This is a genomic window from Brucella haematophila, assembly GCF_005938105.1.
Lineage (GTDB): Bacteria > Pseudomonadota > Alphaproteobacteria > Rhizobiales > Rhizobiaceae > Brucella > Brucella haematophila.
This window is the reverse complement of sequence record NZ_VCPE01000003.1, coordinates 302,171-319,443: the sequence shown is the minus strand read 5'-3', so window position 1 is coordinate 319,443 and position 17,273 is coordinate 302,171. Positions and strand designations below refer to the sequence as shown.

Here is a 17,273-nt window from a genome sequence, read left to right as displayed (position 1 = left end):
TCAGCCCTCCCGCTTCTTGAGACGTGGATCGAGACTATCGCGTGCCGCATCGCCCAGAAGATTGATCGATAGCACGCACAATGTCAGCAAAAGGCCAGGCCAAAGCACAATGGACGGCTTGATGCGGAAGAACTGGCGGCCTTCCGCCATGATGTTACCCCAGGTCGGTATTTCGGTGCTGATACCGGCGCCGAGGAATGAAAGGATCGCTTCGGTCAGGATGGCCGATGCGACAATATAGGTACCCTGCACGATCAGAGGCGCCATCGTGTTCGGCAAAAGATGGCGGAACAGGATTTTCGGTGTGCTGGAACCGAGCGCCAGTGCGGCTTCGACATAAGGCTCCTCTCTGGCGCTCAGAATAACCGAACGGACCAGACGCACCACGCGCGGAATTTCAGGAATGGTGATCGCCACGATCACCGAACCGATGGACGGCCCGTTGAGTGCGACAAGAGCGATGGCAATCAGGATCGACGGCATGGCCATCAGCGCATCCATCATGCGCATGATGATTGCATCGGCGGTACGGAAGAAACCGGCGACGAGACCGATGAAAACACCGGCAGCAATCGACGCCGCCGCCGCGAAAAGCCCAATCAGGAGCGAGATGCGCCCGCCGAGGATCATGCGGGAGAAGAGATCGCGGCCATAATTGTCCGTGCCAAGCAGATACTCATCCGAAGGCGGTTTCAGACGCATCAGCGGGTTCATAGCAAGAGGATCGTGCGGCGCGATCCAGGGTGAAATTAGAGTAAGCAGAACGATTGCGGCGAGAAGAACGCCCGCAACCAGCGGCCCGATACCGACGCGAGTAACGCGCGGCAACGAGAACAGGCGAAGCATCCAGTGCATGCCAGCCGATGTCGATTCAGAGCGCATCAGTAACGAATCCTTGGGTCGAACAGTGTGTAGGAAAGATCGATCAGCAGGTTGACGAACACGTAAAGCGCACTCGTCAGAAGGATCATGGCCTGAATGACTGGATAGTCGCGCGCAAGCACGGCATCCACAGTCAGGCGGCCGATGCCCGGAATATTGAAGATACTCTCGGTGACGACAACACCGGAGATCAACAAGGCAAAACCCGTACCCACAATCGTCACGACCGGCACCGCTGCATTCTTCAGCGCGTGCACGAAAAGAAGACGGCGATCACTCACGCCCTTGGCGCGTGCGGTGCGGATGTAGTCTTCACCCAGCACATCCAGCATCGCCGCGCGGGTCATGCGGGCGATGAGCGCGATATAGATCGAAGCCAATGTCAGGGCCGGCAGGATTGCGCGTTGCATGAAGCCGCCAAAGCCCGATGAAATCGGCTTGAAACCCTGAACCGGCAACCAGCCGAGATTGACCGAGAAGATCAACAACAGCACATAACCAACCAGAAATACGGGCACGGAAAAGCCGAGAACCGAAAAGCTCATGACCAGATAGTCAATCCAGGAACGATGCCGCCAGGCCGCGACGACGCCCATGGGGATCGCCACCAGAACTGCAATTATGATGGTCAGAACGGCAATCGAAATGGTCGGGCCGATGCGTTGCGAAACCATGTCGAGCACCGGAACGCCGGAGATCAGCGACACGCCGAGATCGCCCTGCAATATCTTGCCCATCCAGGTGAAATATTGGGTCAAGATCGGCTCATTGAGGCCCATAGACTCACGAATACGCTCCAGTTGCTCGGTCGTCGCAGCATCGCCTGCGAGGATTGCCGCCGGATCACCGGGCGTCAGGCGCAAAAGGAGGAAGACGAAGATCGATACCAGCAATAGAACCGGTACCAGCGCAAGAATGCGTTTTATCAGATAGACAGCCATAGACACGTCCCGCGTGAGGCAGAACCGGAGGGAGGAACCGGCTCCGCGTTGGACAGGGAGCTATCACGCCAGGGAGACTTGCGGCGCGATAGGCGAGGCAGGATTATTCCTCTGTCTTTTTCACGTTCCAGAAGACCGGCACCGGCGAGCCGAGCATATCGACGATATTGGAACGTCGGCCCTGTGGCGGGTTGTATTCGCCGAGCGGGATATAGAGCACATTTTCAAGCGTATGCGCCTGTATCTTCTCGACCACCGCCTTGCGTTCTTCCGGCGACTGCGCGGCGATATAATCCTTCTTCAGCGCTTCAATCTTGTCGTCCTTCGGCCAGCCGAACCAGCCCTGGTCACCACGACCGTTGAGCATCACCGAATTGAGCGGCGTTGCGATTTCCGGGATCTGCCAGTTGGTGAAGAAGATGTTCCAGCCGCCCTTGGACGGTTCGTCCTTGGAAGCGCGGCGACCGACCAGCGTCTGCCAGTCCATCGGCTGCATATCGACCGTGAAACCAGCCGCGCGCAATTGCTGCGCGGCGACAACCGGTTGAGGTGACAAGCTGGTAACGTCGGTCGGCTGCATCATCACGACCGGCTTGCCATCATAGCCGGCCTTTTTCAGAAGTGCCTTGGCTTCTTCAATATTGCCCTTCGCCGTTATGGTTTCAGCCCCGATATCGGTGGCATTTGGTGTACCGCAACCAAAAATCGCGCCGCAAACCTTGTAATAGCTCGGATCCGCCATCAATGCGGCCAGCACTGGTTCCTGCGACATCGCGAGGAAGGCCGCGCGCCGAATATCTGGATTGTCGAAAGGCGGGTACTTGAAATTCAAACGGCCCATCGTCTGGTAGCCAAACGGATCGCGCTTTTCCAGAACGACGGAATCGTCGCCGTCGAACAGCGGGACCAGATCGACCGGGACCTGCTCCATATAATCAACTTCACCACTCATCAATGCGTTGACCGCTGTCTGGGCGTCCGTCATTGTGACCCAGCGCACCTTGTCCACATTCACAACCTTGCCGCCAGCCATCCAGCTGGCAGGCTCTTTACGCGGGACGTAATCCTCGTTCTTGACGTAGCTGACACCGACACCCGGCTGGAATTCCTCAGGCACGAATTTGAACGGGCCCGAACCGATATATTCTGTTATGGCGGTATCGGCTGGGGTTGCGGCGATGCGGGCGGGCATGATGAAAGGCGGAAGGGCAGACTGCTTGGACAATGTATCGAGGAACGGTGCGAAAGGCTCCTTTAGCGTCCATACCAGTGTCTTGTCGTCTGTGGCCTTGAGCGACTCCGTGATGTCCATGATGAGCTGACCACCCGTGTCGCGCTTGGCCCAGCGTTCCAGGGATACCACAGCATCGGCTGCTGTAACCGGCGCGCCATCATGGAACTTCAGACCGTCGCGTAGTGTGAACGTGTAGACTTTCTGGTCATCGGAAATCGTCCAGTCCGCCATTTGCGGCTGCGGCTTGAAATTCTCATCCACGGCGATCAGAACGTCGTAGATCATATAGGCATGATCGCGGGTGATATGCGCCGTGGTTATAACCGGATCGAGGATACGCAGATCTGAATGCATAACAGCGGTCAGGGTCGTTTCGGCCCATGCATTGCTTGATAGATTACCAGCACCAAGTGCGATCAGAGAAGCGGCTAGTCCAAATTTCAACCGGTGGAGAATGCGACCGGAGGTGGGGGTTTTGAAAAACTGCATCTATGTGGTTCCTCTGAAGGTTTTTTGTTTGTTTATTGTTTGAATTCTTTCCCGAGCGGCTCGAGCCGGATGCCCGAGCGCAAATGTTTCCATGACAGTTGAGCCGGACTCAGCGGCATGGCGCCGGGAGCCGTGCAGACCAGAAGCTTCTCGGCGATCGGCGCAAAGTCGGCGCGAAAATGCACCGAGCTTTTATTGACGAGAATAGCTTCCTGTTCGGGCTCGATACCGACCATGCGGTAGAGCGCGCGATCCGCCATTTGCGCCAGATTGGTCGTGACGACCACGCGCGTTCCGCCAAGCCGCAGACAAGCCGATGGCCCCATATGCAACCAGGTACCGCCATAATAGGGCCCGGTGGCATGCGCTTTACCGTCGGACAGTTTCTCGACCCGAAACCGTGCGGTGAAAGGCGCGTCCCCGGCAATCCCCGACTTGCCGCCCAGCGATAGTTCGATCTCGGCTCCCTCGCCTGCCCGATGGGCGAGTGCCGCAGCGTCAGGATCGTGCATACAGCCGATAGATGCCCGCTCGGCGCCGCAGGCGACAAGTGCGCGCAGCATCCCCGTCGTGTCGGAACTGCCGCCGGCGCCCGGATTGTCCTGCGTGTCGGCAATCACGATGGGACGCGTTGCATCACGAGAAAGTTCAATGGCCTTTTCGACACCCTCCTCGGGCTGATAGGCAATGCCTGCAAAAGACCCTTCCGCAGCAGCCAGCGCATCGGCAATGGCATCCGCGCAACGCTCGACTGCCGTGCGGTCCCAGCCATAAGCGAAAACAGAAGGACCGCATTCAGCAAAGTCGGCGGCAGGAAACCCCATGCAAAGCGAGGCCGTCAGCACATTTTCCGGCAGGTCGATGGTCATACCGTAAAGGGCCTTGGCGGGCTGCTCATCCGTGCATTGCCAGGCAATCGGAATGAGATAGTCGCCCTGACGCATGGTCTTGTGCCAACCATCCGGCGTGTCCATCAGTGCTTGCAACGCCTTGGCCGCACGATAACCGGTTTCGGCCATATCGACATGCGGATAGGTGCGGAAACCGACCATTACATCGGCAAGATCGAACATCCGTTTTGTAATATTGCCATGCAGATCGAGCGCGACCGCAATTGGTTCGTCCGGGCGAACAGCGCGAACCCGTTCCAGCAATTCACCTTCGCCATCATCTACATGCGCAGCGACCATTGCACCATGCAGGTCGATGAAAATCCCGTCGAGCGGACCACAATCCCTCAGTCCTGCAACGATTTCCGAAACAATGCCCTCATAGGCTTCCTCGGTCACTGGCGCCGATGGTATGGCGCCAGCCCACAGGATCGGCACGACATCCCACCCCGCTTCGCGCGCAAATTTCAGCGCACCCGCAATGCCCAGATTGACGTCTTGCGCCCGATCGACAATCGCGTCGCCACGCGACAGCGGAATATAACCGCCACCTTGAACGAACGCCGCCATATCGGCTGGAGCCGCGGCAAACGTGTTCGTTTCATGCAAAAAGCCAGCAACAGCCACGCGTTTTGACACGAGCATACTCCCATTTCATCGATTTGCCCCCTCGGGCTGGAATGTGTATCTCTCAGCGATACATCTATATCTATTTTTATCTTAGGGACCAATTTTGGCTCTTGTCAATCCTAGAACTGCGACTAAAGATTTTTCCCATGAGCACATTTCGAGACTTGGGCGGCATCTCCACTTTTCACCCCGAAGAAGGGGAAGCCTACAAAGAAGATCCATTGTTCCTGCGCTCGGTTGCGCGGACCGTGGCTGTCATGATGGCTTTTCAGAAAGCAAGGCATCCGCTGTCGCTAAGCCAGATCGCGACTGCGGCTGGGATCGACCGTAGTGCGGCGCAGCGCATTGTTCATTCGTTGCAGAAATTGGATGTCATCGCCCGCGATCCTGCAGATCGCGGTTATCTGCCAGGTCTGCATGTTCTGGACATGGCACATGATCTGTTACGACTTAATCCCATGCTGCAACGCGCCAACCCGATCATGCTGGAACTACGTCGCCGGGTGCGTGAGCGTGTTGATCTTTCGCTATTCGACGATGTCCGTGTTGTCTATGCCGTACGCATGCCGTCGAAGCACGAACTCTTCAGTGCAACGCTTGTTGGCCATGCTGTTCCAACCTATTGCACGGCCGGCGGCGTAGCCATTCTCTCACGACTTCCCGACGAAAAAATCGCGGATATTATCAGTCGCTCCGACCTGACGCCTTTTACCCCCCATACGGTTCGCACTTTGGAAGAGGTGATGGAGCACGTGAATGCAACGCGCGAACGCGGACATTCAGTCTTGTCTCGCCAGGTTTTGTACAATGAAGTTGCCATCGGCGCAGCCATTCTGGATGCGGATGGCAATCCAGTCGGCGCAATTCATGTCGCTGGTAGTTTGCAAGAATGGAAGGCAGAGAGCTTCAGCAACAGTTTCGGACCGCTCGTCGAAAATGCCGCACGCACTGTTTCGGAACGCCGGTAATCCCTTGGCAGTAATACGCCCATCAACTAGCCAAGTTTCATAGGTTATTCCCTAAAAGTAAGCCCCGGCCTTTTCCCTGACCCGGCATGAAGTTCTTTGGTGAGCGCGCATGGCCGTTTCCGGCATTTCTCGGACGACTGATCCCGCTTAATCAAGCGGTGAGGACAAACTTAAGCCAGCACCCAGTGACTGCACTATGAACCATTCTGTGTTGAATTTTGGTAGGGATTGAACCGTTGGCCACTTCTCGGTGCAAATCAACGCCTGCGGCCCCTTTGGCATCAATGGTGAGAGTGAAAAAGGCTAAATCCGAAATCAGAACGATCTAGCAATATATACGCACTGTCCAACATGGATTGTTCAATGTACGCCTCTTATTTTTGAACAGCAATTAAAGGGCGCAGCACCTATCGGAGATCAGTTTTGATGGAGAATATATTGTGATCAATCAGCAAATCATTCTGACTACACTTCCGAAAGATAAGCTGTCCGAGGATCATTTTGAATTGCGTAACGCCCAAATGCCCAGCCCAGCTAAGGGAGAGGTTCTACTACGTACGCTTTACGTGGCTTTAGATGCCGCCAGCCGAGCATGGATGCAGGGAGCCACTTATCGGGCCGGACTGAAAAGCGGTGATCTCATGGCTGGGATGTCGCTGGCAGAAGTCATCGAGTCGCACTCACCCAATCTGGAACCCGGCGATCTGGTCTTCACAGAGACTGGCTGGCAGACTTTTACTGTAGTCTCGGCACAAAATCTCACCAAACTCCCCAGAATTGAACCCTTGAGCCATCTGGTCAGCGTCTATGGGGTCCCGGGCCTCACAGCCTATTTTGGTCTGCTGGAGTGCGGACTACCGAAGCCTGGCAACACTGTTGTCGTCTCCGCAGCAGGTGGGGCCGTTGGCTCGATAGTCGGACAGCTCGCCCGGATTAAAGGCTGCCGCGCCGTTGGTGTAGCCGGAGGTCCAGCTAAATGCGCGCTTTTAACCGAGGAGTTGGGCTTTGATGCAGCTGTAGACTATAAAGCGGGCAACCTCGTCAAGGATCTGAAATCGGCTTGTCCTGACGGCATTGATATCTACTTCGACAATACAGGTGGTGACATTCTGGATGCCTGCTTGGCCAATATGGCTCAATACGGGCGGATCGTTTGTTGCGGGGCCGTTTCGCAATATGATGACGGTACTCCCAGTTCTGGCCCGAACGGCTTTCCAGGACTGGCCATTCTGAAAAGCCTTACTATCCGCGGCTTCCTTCTATTTGATTTTCTGGACAGGCAAGAACAAGCTGCTGCCGAGTTGCGCAATTGGGTCAGCAAAGGCCAAATCATAGTACGAGAAGACATTTTGGAAGGGTTTGATGCTCTCCCCAGAGCCTTGGTTGGATTGCTGGCAGGTGAGAATGTCGGAAAAAGAATGGTCAAGGTCGTGTAGGGGAAGGACCCATTGTTTTGAACCGCCGATAGCGGTTCAGCCGTGTTCAAAGAAGCCTGAATGAGTCATTTTTTTGGCCGACAGACGAACAATTGTCATGTGTTAAGCCGTATTTTCCCAATAGCCATAGCCGCCCTCCGATTGATGATCGGTGAGTACGATCTTTTTACAACCCATTCTTCATTGGAGCAAGATAGTGCGAAGGCCGCCCAAAGGTGAACCGACGTGACATTGGGAACTTTTCTGAAACGTCGCGGATCGGTGGCACGGTAAACAAAGAGTTGGGCAAAGGCGTCGTGAACGTATTCCAGTCGTTATCCGCATAAGACTGCGTAATTAAATTCACAATCTCACTCATATGGTTAGCTCTATTCTGCGGCTACATTTTCCGTGAACAATCGCGATGTCCTGAGGCGGTCCGAGCCGGCTGTTGTGGAAGTCATCGCGTACGTCTGAGATAAGGTGCTTTGCTGCAAAGCCAACGTCAACCGCTCTGATTGCCAGTCAAGAACATTGATCAACCTCGTCCCGTTGATGGCGCAATCCAAAATGCGTAATCTGATGCTCGACGCGCCGCTGAAGGTTGCGGCTTAGTCTACCTGGCCGAAGGACAGCTTGGACCATATCTCGCCCACGGACGTCTTATCCATGTCTTAAGCGACTGGTGTGAGCTCTTTCCCGACTACCGGCTCTAATTTCCCCATCCGTGGATAACCGACGCCAGCATTTTCGCTTCTCGTTGAGGTATTGCGGTATAGAGTGAAGTGAGAACACGCACGAACAATGGTGACGGTTTCGCATCAAGCTGTCAACTTTGATTGCATGTTGGAATTCGACCAAATAGAAGAACTTCTCTTCTGCTAATAAAGGCCGGTCATCCCGGCCAATTTTATTCTAGTTTCCATTAATCAAGTCGCGAATGAGCGGTTTCTCGAACACTAGTCACAAGCGTCAGCAGGGAAACTGCGGAAGCAACGACCAGATAATATGTCGGAGATAGCGGTGAGCCGGTAACGTTGATCAGCGAGGTCGCTATGAAAGGCGCAAAGCCGCCAAAGATTGCTGTTGCAAGACCGAAGCTGACCGACACGCCAGTCGTACGCAGTTTGGTCGGGAACATTTCAGACATGGTAGCTGGCATGATACCTGCAAAAATTCCGGTCAGCGCGCCCATACCGATGAAAATCGCGAAGAGCTGCGCAATGGATATCCCGCCGAGCAGGAGCGAGAAAACCGGATAGGCCAGAACCAGGGACAACAGAAGGCCAACGAAAAGTGGCGGCTTGCGACCAACCTTGTCCGAAATCAGACCGAATATCGGAATGCTGATCATCATCGAAGCAAGACCAGCGGTATTCGCCCAGAGAGCGGTCTGGGAGGAAATGCCGGAATATTTGGTGACGAAAGTCATGAGATAGATGAGGTAGATGTAGAATGAAACCACCCATCCGGCTGAAAGCGCGAGCGACTTGGCACCCTGCATCCATTGGCTGCGCGTATCCGTCACAAATGATGGATCGGGCGCGCGTTCGAAAGTTGGTGATTCATCGATGTGTCGACGGAGATAGAGACCGAGCGGCGCAACCAGCAATCCACCGACCAGAAACGGAATACGCCAGCCCCACGAATGGAGATCCTCTGTCGTCATGATCGTTGTCAACAGGGCCGCCGTGCCGGAACCGATCAGGGTGCCAAGCAGCGAAGTGCACTGTTGGAGACCACTGTAAAGCGCGCGGCGTTTTGCGGGAGCCCATTCGAGCAGAAAAGCGATGGCGTTCCCCACTTCGCCGCCAGCCGCAAAGCCCTGCATGACACGACCCAAAATGAGCATAATCGGCGCAAGAATGCCAATGGAATCATAAGAAGGGGTGGCCCCGACAAAGAGCGTGCCGATACCCATCAGCGGCATCGAAATCAGTAGCGCGAGCTTGCGACCCCTCTTGTCGCCAAAGCGACCGAAGAACAAGGCGCCGAGCGGGCGAGCAACGAAGCCGACGCCGAAGACCGCGAATGTGCTCATCAGCGCGAGGAAATCATCCCCAGCCGGAAAGAAATGCGATGCAATAATCGTCGCGAAGAATGCGTAGGAAGCAAAATCGACCCATTCGAGGACATTGCCGATCGTGGTCCCGATGACAGCATTGGTTCTCTTGGACGGTGTTGCGCTGGCGGTGACGGCGGCAGCATGGCCGACGTCATGGTCTCGTATAATAGTCATTCGTCTCCTCCGAACGATTGAACGCACCGCGTACCGCGAGTCGCCGTGCGCACGAAACGTCCTTTTTCAAACAGATCATGCCGCTGATGCGACGACACACGACGCAAGCCTCTCCACTGGCAGCGTCGGTCTCCTCCTCTTCCGGTGTTTCCGGAAACGTTCTGTGTTGATCGCACTTAGCCACAAGGACCGAGTGATCACAACGGAAACGACGGTCAACTTCTATACCGCCGCTCCTCGCCCTAGCGCATCCATCGGCACTCCCTATGGCAAGCCTTACCGACTGTCTGCATACCCGTTATTCAACCGACCTAATGTTCGAGCGACAATCCGAAGGAGTAGACTTTGATAGGCATAGGAAAAATGAAGATCACAGTTTACCCGCAGCAGATTATGAATGTTTCGATGAGAAATTTGAGACCAACGAGTCCAAGCGCACTCGTTCCGGGAATGCCAAGGGAGGCAGAATAGATGCAACGATTGAAGCACAAGGTTGCACTGGTCATGGGTGCAGGCAGCGCCGGACCGGGTTGGGGCAACGGCAAAGCCTGCGCCGTCCAATTTGCACGCGAAGGGGCAAGCGTCGCCTGCTTCGACTTGCAGCCGGATGCCGCCGAGGAAACAGCAGCCATTATCAGAGATGAAGGCGGCCAGGCCATTGCGATTGCTGGTAACGCCGCCGTATCAGCCGATGTCGCCGCGGCGGTTCAGGCTTGTCTCAAGGCTTTCGGCCGTATCGACGTGTTGCACAACAATGTCGGCATCGTGATCAATGGCGGTGTCGTCGAATTGCCTGAAGAAGACTGGGACCGCGTTTTTGATGTAAACTTGAAAAGCTGTTACCTCGCTATGAAGCACGCAATCCCGCCCATGGTCGCGCAAGGCGGCGGCGCAATTGTCAACGTCTCGTCGATTTCATCGCTGCGCTATCTCGGAACGCCCTATGCTTCCTACTATACCACCAAGGCCGCAATGAACCACCTGACCCGCGTGACGGCCGCCGAATATGCTTCGCGGCAGGTTCGAGTGAATGCCATTCTGCCAGGGCTGATGGATACGCCCATGGCCAAGCTGTCCGCATTAAAGAACCACGGCGTCAAGCCCGAGGAACTGGACGACAAGTGGCGCGAGCGTGTCTCGCGTATCCCGATGGGCTGGATGGGCGATGCCTGGGATGTTGCCAAGGCCGCTGTTTTCCTTGCCAGCGAGGAATCCCGGTTCATCACCGGCGTCAGTCTTACGGTCGATGGCGGCATGACACTAAGCAGCTGATAACAAGCAGGAAATTTCGGCGGAAATACCCATGACAGGAAAGACGGAAACTCCGCCCTCCCTTTTGCGCAACACGCAGTTCTTCACGCTATGGGCTGCGGTCGAACTGTCGTTTCTCGGCATGTTCATCCATGTGGTGGCCGGTGGATGGCTCATGACAGCGCTGACGCCATCGGCAGCATTGGTATCGCTGATACAGACCGCCTATGCCCTGCCTATGGTGGCATTCTCGGTAGTAGCCGGCGCGATGGCCGATACGTTCGACCGTCGCATCACCATGATTATATCGCTGGCAATCAGCCTGCTGGCGTCGGTCGGACTGGCGTTCTTCTCGGTCACGAGCATGTTGACGCCATGGTCAATCCTCGCCCTGATCTTCGCGGTTGGGTCAGGCGTCGCCATCTTCACACCATCTTGGCAGTCCTCGCTCGGCGATATCGTACCGCGCGAAAGGCTGGTCGAGGCTGTGTCTCTGCACAATATCGGTGCCAATGTCATGCGTACAGTTGGCCCCTCCATCGGCGGCATTCTGGTTGCCAGTGCCGGTGCGGGCATTACATTCATGGTCGGCGCTGTCAGCTATCTGCCAGCGCTGATCGTTATGTTTTTCCGTTCTCCAGTGCAAGCCAAGAGCAACGACAGGGAAGGTTTTCGTTCAGCGCTCGTGCTTGGCTTTCGCTTCCTCGCAGTATCACAGCCGCTACAGATCCTGTTGCTGCGGGTTTTCTGCTTCTCGCTCGCCGCCATCTGCGTCATGGCTATGTTGCCGCTGGTAGCCCGCGATCAGTTCGGTCAAGGGGCGCTAACCTATGGCTTCCTCTTCGGAGGTTACGGGTTTGGCGCGATCCTTGGTGGTCTATGCATGAAATATCTGCGCCGCCGGTTTACGGTCGATCACATTGTCTGCTCGGCTTTTCTCATGAGCGCGGTTGCGATGGCGCTTCTTGCAATCAGTCGCAACTTGTGGGGCGGTCTTCCCTCCACCGTGCTCGGTGGTGCCTGCTGGCTGACCGTGCACTCGCTGCAGAACAGTGTATTGCAATTGTCCTCGCCCCGCTGGATCGCAGGACGCATGGTTGCAATGTTCTTGTCCTCCGCCTTTCTGGGCCTGTCCATCGGTGGTTGGTTATGGGGTGTCGTGGCTGAGCATTTCAGAACTGAAGGCGCGCTTGGTGGTGCAACCGTGCTAATGCTTGGCGCTTTCGCCCTTGCCGTGAAGTTTCCCTTGCCGGATACGACCGGCATCAACCATGACCCACTGGGGACGACAGAACTGGCCGACGAGCAAAACATGACTTCACATGGCGGCCCGCTACATGTGGTTATCGAACACCAGATCGATGCGGGCCACGTATCGACGTTCATGGCATTAATGGAAACGCGCCGGCGACACCTGACAAGGTTGGGTGCCACGCACTGGGTTCTCCTGCGCGACTTGCGCCGGACAGGGCGATGGACAGAAAGTTTTCAGACGAATAGCTGGACAGATTATCGCCGCATGATGAGCCGCAGAACGAGCGAAACTGCGGCCTTGCGCCAGCAAGTGATCGATTTGCAGCTGGAGAATGCTGAGCCCGTCGTGCATTTGATGCTGCAGACCCGCGTGCCCCGCCAGGCAGGAACGATGTTGAGGGCCTGACCTCCAGAAAGGTCAGGCCGTTGCGTTTTCGTAGTCTTTCGGAAGGCCGATAGATTTCACTTCGAGATAGGGTTCAAAACCCTCACGCCCGCCCTCGCGACCGATGCCCGATTGCTTGACCCCACCGATTGGTGAAGCAAAGCCAACTCCGCAGCCATTGATCTCCACCGTGCCCGTCTTGATGCGCCCGGCGAGACGGATCGCCTTCTCGACATCGGCAGAGAAGATCGCGCCATTTAGACCATAGACCGAGTTATTTGCGATTGCGATGGCCTCGTCCTCGCTGTCATAGGTGGTGACACAGATCACCGGGCCAAAAATTTCCTCCTGGGCGATGGTCGAAGTCGGATCGACATCCGCAAGAAGCGTCGGCTTGACGAACCAGCCACGATTGAGATCAGCCGGTCGACCCGGTCCACCCACCACCGTGCGAGCACCATCGGCGATGCCCACATCAATGTAGTGGGAGACCCTCTCCATCTGTCGTTTTGTCACCATCGGTCCAATCTGGGTTGCTGGATTGGCTGGATCGCCAACCGGCATTGTCGCGAGAACTGCCGAGAATGCATCCAGAAGCTCGTCGCGCCGCTGACGTGAGACCAGAAGTCGCGTCTTGAGACTGCAAACTTGCCCTGAATTTCGCAATGAACCAAGACGCAACGCCTCGACCCCTGCAACGATATCGGCATCGTCGAGAAAGATGCCCGCGGATTTTCCGCCGAGTTCGAGTGTGATCGGGCGGATCAGTTCGCCGCATTTCGCAGCGAGATGACGCCCCGCTGCCGTCGAGCCGGTAAACGTCACCTTGTCGACGCCAGGATGAAGCGCGAGATATTCGCTGGCTTCGCGCCCCGCTGGCAAAATGGAGACGACACCTTCCGGCACACCGGCCTCTTCCAGCATTTCGCCCAGCATATAGGCAGAAAGCGGCGTTTCCGGTGCGGGTTTCAGCACAATAGTGCAACCTGACAAAAGAGCGGGGCCGAGCTTCATGATCGTCGTCATCATCGGCACATTCCAGGGCACGATGGCTGCAACCACGCCTTTCGGTTCGCGAACCACCAAACCGTGACCGGTGGCAGAGCGCCGGGTTTCGCGAAACGGAAAATTGCGTGCGATGTCGATGAAGGCATCGAGCATCATGACGGGCACGCCAGCCTGAAGCGTCTTCGAGAAAGTGATCGGACTGCCCATCTCATCGGAAATGAGCTGGCCGAGCACATCCTGCCGCGCGGCAAAACAGTCGCGCAAACGGCTGACAATCGCAATTCGCTCCTCCACGCTCATGCGCGGCCAAGGGCCTTTGTCGAAAGCCTGCCGCGCCGAGGCGACCGCCGCATCCACATCGGCCATCGAAGCCGAGGGAACGGCGGCGATGACCTGCTCAGTCACTGGCGAAATGACCTCGATGCGATCCGCCCCCTTCGGGACCACCCAGCGACCAGCAACAAACAACTTATCGTATTTTCCCTGCCAGACCACGTCCAGCGTCCTCCCTGTCATATCGAATTAATCGGACGCGACGGCATCATCAAAGAGAAGTACCACACGACCGCGAAACCCACCCCGCAACGCCATGCGATATGCGTCTGCGGCATGTTTGAACGAAAAGCGTCCACCTTCGGCCACACGGGGCACAATAGCTCGTTCCTCGATTCCAGACGCTATAGCGTCCAGAATATCCGTGCGCTCCATACCCGCAATGACCGAAACATAAGGCGTTTTCAGCCGCTTATCTTCGATCGGAGAAGTAATGCGGAGCGAGACAGCGGTACCGCCGTCTCGGACCAGAAATGATATGTTGTTACCGATCAGCGCACCGTCGACGAGACCGTCGACACCTTCAGGAAAGGCTTCGCGCACCGCCCCAACCATGCCAGCTTCGTCGCGCGACACACAAGTATCGGCTCCCAAAGAGCGTAATAGCGGCCAGTCATCGGTCGAACCTGTCGCGACCACGTGTAGGCCCGCGCGACGCGCCAGTTGAATGACGCTACCACCGAGCATGCCTGAACCGCCGGTGACGAGCACCGATTGGCCGGGCTGGAGGCTGAGCAGATCGAGCGTCATATGAGCGGTCAGCGCATTCATTGGTACTGTCGCCGCAGAAACGAGATCGACTTCCGGTTTGAGCTTTGCCACCGAAGCCGCTGGGACACGAACATAGGCCGCCTGTGCCCCTCCTTCAGGTCGCCGAGGATTGACGACACCGATGACTGCATCACCCTTAGCGACGACGTTAACGCCCTCGCCCACCTCATGAACATGACCGGAAAACTCCATGCCACCGACATAGGGTGGTGAAAGTTCGGCCATCATGCGGGCCTGTTGGCCGGAGAGCATCATGAGATCGGTCGGATTGACCGATGCGGCGGTGACGCGAACGACGACTTCCCCGCGACGCGGCAGGGGAATGGGAAATTCCGCTATACGCAAGTTGTCCGGCGTGCCGAAAGCATCGAATGCAACGGCGTGCATTGTTCCGTTCACGACACCTGTCCTTTCAAAGCGAGATAGGCATCACGGCGAGCCGGATCGACTGTAAGCGGCCGGTCATAAGAAGGGTCGCTGCGATTACGGGCGCTGCCGCGGCCTTCGTTCATGAAGCGTCGTTCGGCGTCGGAAAGCAGCGCGCGCGTTGAGGTGAAGGCGCTTAGATCTGACACATCGGCAATCTCGTCTGTCATCCCCCAATCGCGAAGCGTCACACGGGCAGCGATCCGCCACTGTCCATGCCGTTTCTCCAGGCGGTCGACATAACGACCGCCGCCAATGGTAACTGGCTTACCACTGCGGTTCATGGAAATGAACATGAAATAGGTTTCCGCATGGGCCGTTGCGCCATCAATCTCGCATGTGTGGTTGAGCAGGCAATGCTGGTGCGACTGGTGTGCCCCGCTATGCTGCGCTAATGCCCAGTCTACGAACTCCTCCGGTGTGCCGACAAACTTGCCGTGCTCATCCAAACTGTCCTCGTGAAAAGCAGACAAAACCATTTCCCGGTCGAACCGGTCTACTCCTCGCGAATAACGATGCAGGCATTGCCTGATCGCCTCCCTGTCCAGGAGTTCCAGAACGCCTGCCATCATCTCATCCATCGACATCGCCAAATCCTCCCCGATGTTTGCCGGCAATATATCCCCACCCCTCCAATCCGTGCCCATAGGAATGACCTATCAGTTGACAAGGCAACGGAAACCAGAACCGCTTACCAAGCATGAGCCTAACCAACTTCAATCGCCGCGATACTGGCCATCCGTGACATGTTCCTGCCAGTCGGTTGTCTCGCCATTCACGGCTTCAACCAGAGCAATATGGGTCGCCCCAACGTCCGGCGAAGCGCCGTGCCAATGCTTTTCACCGGGCTCGAACCAGACTAGATCGCCGGGGCTGACCTCTTGTACCGGTTCGCCCCAAACCTGAACTCGACCGACGCCAGTCGTATAGATCAACAGTTGACCCAGAGGATGCGTATGCCACGCCGTACGCGCGCCGGGATCAAATGTTACCGTGCCGCCGACGAGATGCGCAGGTGCGGGTGCAGCAAAGAACCCATCGCGGCGAACATGTCCGGTAAATGTGGCCGCACTGCCAATGGTGGATTTCTCGGTTCCGTTTCGTGTAATCCTCATAGAATGCTCCTGCCTCTTTTAGCATCTTTGATCTTGGGGCGTCATGGTGGTCACGCTATCCCCTGCTTGACTTCTCATTATGCCTCTAGTTGATCGCTATCTGTTGGAACGACGGTCGTGCCAGCGAGCCGATCGTAGATCAATGCAGCCGTATCGACCTGACTGGACGGTCCCTTTTCAGCTATAAAGGTCTGATATAATTCGCGAGTCAGATTGCCGAAGAACATCGGAACTCCGGAATCGACACCAAGCTGGCAGGCAAGCCGCACATCCTTATGTGCAAGCCCCAAGGTGAAGCCCACATTCAGCTCACCCTTCAGGATTCGCGGTCCCATCATTCTTTCCAGATATGCATTACGACCACCGCCGGCGATGAGAATATCAACCGCCTTTTCAGGAGGCACTCCATTCTTCGCGGCAAGGGTCATAGCTTCAAAAGACAGTAGACGTTGCGTCATAGAGAGCAGGTTGTTCACCAGCTTGATGACATGGCCATTACCGATTTCGCCCGCATGATAGACATTGTTGCTAATGGATTCGAGCAGTGGGAAAGCTCGTGAGAACTTCTCCTCACTGGCGCCAACCATAATGGCAATGGTACCGGCTTGAGCACCAGCAATCCCACCGCTGACGGGCGCATCGATCAGTTCGATTCCGACGCTAGCCAATTCCTTTGCCAATCGCCGGGTTTCGTCTGGATCGCCGGTCGTTTGGTCGATGATCATCGAACCCGCGCGTAAGACGCCGGAAAGACCAACAGGGCCAAAGATAACTTCACGAACATGAGCTGAGGTCGGCAGACACAGGAAAACGACGTCGCATGAAGCTCCAAGAGCAGCTGGTGTTTCTGCAGCAACCGCTCCCTTTTCCACCAGGCGCTCAACCGCAGTGGTGGACTGATCATAGACGGTCAGCTCATGTCTGAGCAGAAGCCTTGCAGCCAGCGCACCGCCCATGCTACCCAGGCCAATATATCCGACTTTCATCTTTAACTCGATTTCGTTGGAAATGTGTTGCGGCCCGGTTCTCCCGGCGGGCATCG

14 protein-coding genes are annotated in these 17,273 nt (G+C 56.2%); 4 read left to right on the top strand and 10 right to left on the bottom strand.

Features of this window, described 5'->3' with window-relative positions; genetic code table 11:
* From FGI60_RS06655 to FGI60_RS06640, 4 genes are all read right to left on the bottom strand, one after another.
* A complete protein-coding gene (locus tag FGI60_RS06655; RefSeq protein WP_235889757.1) occupies nt 1-846 on the bottom strand; it encodes an ABC transporter permease in 846 nt (281 codons plus the stop codon).
* A gap of 35 nt (nt 847-881) precedes the next feature.
* Nucleotides 882-1,823, bottom strand: a complete 942-nt coding sequence (locus FGI60_RS06650; RefSeq protein ID WP_138784475.1) for an ABC transporter permease — start codon at nt 1,821-1,823, stop codon at nt 882-884.
* 103 nt (nt 1,824-1,926) lie between these two features.
* Nucleotides 1,927-3,546, bottom strand: a complete 1,620-nt coding sequence (locus FGI60_RS06645) for an ABC transporter substrate-binding protein (RefSeq protein WP_138784474.1) — start codon at nt 3,544-3,546, stop codon at nt 1,927-1,929.
* A gap of 32 nt (nt 3,547-3,578) precedes the next feature.
* Nucleotides 3,579-5,081 carry a M81 family metallopeptidase gene (locus tag FGI60_RS06640; protein ID WP_138784473.1) on the bottom strand — a complete coding sequence of 501 codons (1,503 nt, stop codon included), beginning with the start codon at nt 5,079-5,081 and terminating at the stop codon, nt 3,579-3,581.
* Nucleotides 5,082-5,212: 131 nt separating this feature from the next.
* On the opposite strand from FGI60_RS06640, the gene FGI60_RS06635 reads away from it, so the two are divergent.
* Nucleotides 5,213-6,034, top strand: coding sequence for an IclR family transcriptional regulator (locus FGI60_RS06635; RefSeq protein ID WP_138784472.1), 822 nt, complete (start codon nt 5,213-5,215; stop codon nt 6,032-6,034).
* Nucleotides 6,035-6,471: 437 nt separating this feature from the next.
* Nucleotides 6,472-7,470, top strand: coding sequence for an NADP-dependent oxidoreductase (locus FGI60_RS06630; protein WP_210238427.1), 999 nt, complete (start codon nt 6,472-6,474; stop codon nt 7,468-7,470).
* A gap of 904 nt (nt 7,471-8,374) precedes the next feature.
* Here the strand turns inward: FGI60_RS06630 and FGI60_RS06625 are convergent.
* Nucleotides 8,375-9,688 carry an MFS transporter gene (locus tag FGI60_RS06625; RefSeq protein ID WP_138784470.1) on the bottom strand — a complete coding sequence of 438 codons (1,314 nt, stop codon included), beginning with the start codon at nt 9,686-9,688 and terminating at the stop codon, nt 8,375-8,377.
* Between the two features lie 471 nt (nt 9,689-10,159).
* Here FGI60_RS06625 and FGI60_RS06620 point away from each other — a divergent pair, with 471 nt between their 5' ends.
* Nucleotides 10,160-10,960: an SDR family NAD(P)-dependent oxidoreductase gene (locus FGI60_RS06620; RefSeq protein WP_138784469.1), complete on the top strand. Its 801-nt coding sequence runs from the start codon at nt 10,160-10,162 to the stop codon at nt 10,958-10,960.
* A gap of 31 nt (nt 10,961-10,991) precedes the next feature.
* Entirely contained in the window at nt 10,992-12,599 is a 1,608-nt protein-coding gene (locus FGI60_RS06615; RefSeq protein WP_138784468.1) for an MFS transporter, read from the top strand.
* 12 nt (nt 12,600-12,611) lie between these two features.
* Here the strand turns inward: FGI60_RS06615 and FGI60_RS06610 are convergent, their stop codons facing one another.
* The 5 genes from FGI60_RS06610 to FGI60_RS06590 all read right to left on the bottom strand — a co-directional run bounded on the left by FGI60_RS06610 (nt 12,612) and on the right by FGI60_RS06590 (nt 17,217).
* A complete protein-coding gene (locus FGI60_RS06610; RefSeq protein WP_138784467.1) occupies nt 12,612-14,102 on the bottom strand; it encodes an aldehyde dehydrogenase in 1,491 nt (496 codons plus the stop codon).
* Between the two features lie 6 nt (nt 14,103-14,108).
* Nucleotides 14,109-15,089: a quinone oxidoreductase family protein gene (locus FGI60_RS06605; RefSeq protein ID WP_138784466.1), complete on the bottom strand. Its 981-nt coding sequence runs from the start codon at nt 15,087-15,089 to the stop codon at nt 14,109-14,111.
* Nucleotides 15,086-15,703 (bottom strand): nuclear transport factor 2 family protein, encoded by a 618-nt coding sequence (locus tag FGI60_RS06600; RefSeq protein ID WP_210238417.1) that lies wholly within the window; start codon nt 15,701-15,703, stop codon nt 15,086-15,088. Before FGI60_RS06600 ends, FGI60_RS06605 begins: the two co-directional genes overlap by 4 nt.
* A 129-nt stretch (nt 15,704-15,832) precedes the next feature.
* On the bottom strand, nt 15,833-16,231 hold the full coding sequence (locus FGI60_RS06595) for a (R)-mandelonitrile lyase (protein ID WP_138784465.1): 399 nt from the start codon (nt 16,229-16,231) through the stop codon (nt 15,833-15,835).
* Nucleotides 16,232-16,308: 77 nt separating this feature from the next.
* Nucleotides 16,309-17,217, bottom strand: coding sequence for an NAD(P)-dependent oxidoreductase (locus tag FGI60_RS06590; RefSeq protein WP_138784464.1), 909 nt, complete (start codon nt 17,215-17,217; stop codon nt 16,309-16,311).
* Nucleotides 17,218-17,273 lie beyond the last annotated feature (56 nt).

Bases quoted from the DNA above. Each gene is read 5' to 3' on its own strand.
- FGI60_RS06655 (WP_235889757.1), bottom strand. From the start codon at position 846: ATGCTTCGCCTGTTCTCGTTGCCGCGCGTTACTCGCGTCGGTATCGGG.
- FGI60_RS06650 (WP_138784475.1), bottom strand. From the start codon at position 1,823: ATGGCTGTCTATCTGATAAAACGCATTCTTGCGCTGGTACCGGTTCTA.
- FGI60_RS06645 (WP_138784474.1), bottom strand. From the start codon at position 3,546: ATGCAGTTTTTCAAAACCCCCACCTCCGGTCGCATTCTCCACCGGTTG.
- FGI60_RS06640 (WP_138784473.1), bottom strand. From the start codon at position 5,081: ATGCTCGTGTCAAAACGCGTGGCTGTTGCTGGCTTTTTGCATGAAACG.
- FGI60_RS06635 (WP_138784472.1), top strand. From the start codon at position 5,213: ATGAGCACATTTCGAGACTTGGGCGGCATCTCCACTTTTCACCCCGAA.
- FGI60_RS06625 (WP_138784470.1), bottom strand. From the start codon at position 9,688: ATGACTATTATACGAGACCATGACGTCGGCCATGCTGCCGCCGTCACC.
- FGI60_RS06620 (WP_138784469.1), top strand. From the start codon at position 10,160: ATGCAACGATTGAAGCACAAGGTTGCACTGGTCATGGGTGCAGGCAGC.
- FGI60_RS06615 (WP_138784468.1), top strand. From the start codon at position 10,992: ATGACAGGAAAGACGGAAACTCCGCCCTCCCTTTTGCGCAACACGCAG.
- FGI60_RS06610 (WP_138784467.1), bottom strand. From the start codon at position 14,102: ATGACAGGGAGGACGCTGGACGTGGTCTGGCAGGGAAAATACGATAAG.
- FGI60_RS06600 (WP_210238417.1), bottom strand. From the start codon at position 15,703: ATGTCGATGGATGAGATGATGGCAGGCGTTCTGGAACTCCTGGACAGG.
- FGI60_RS06595 (WP_138784465.1), bottom strand. From the start codon at position 16,231: ATGAGGATTACACGAAACGGAACCGAGAAATCCACCATTGGCAGTGCG.
- FGI60_RS06590 (WP_138784464.1), bottom strand. From the start codon at position 17,217: ATGAAAGTCGGATATATTGGCCTGGGTAGCATGGGCGGTGCGCTGGCT.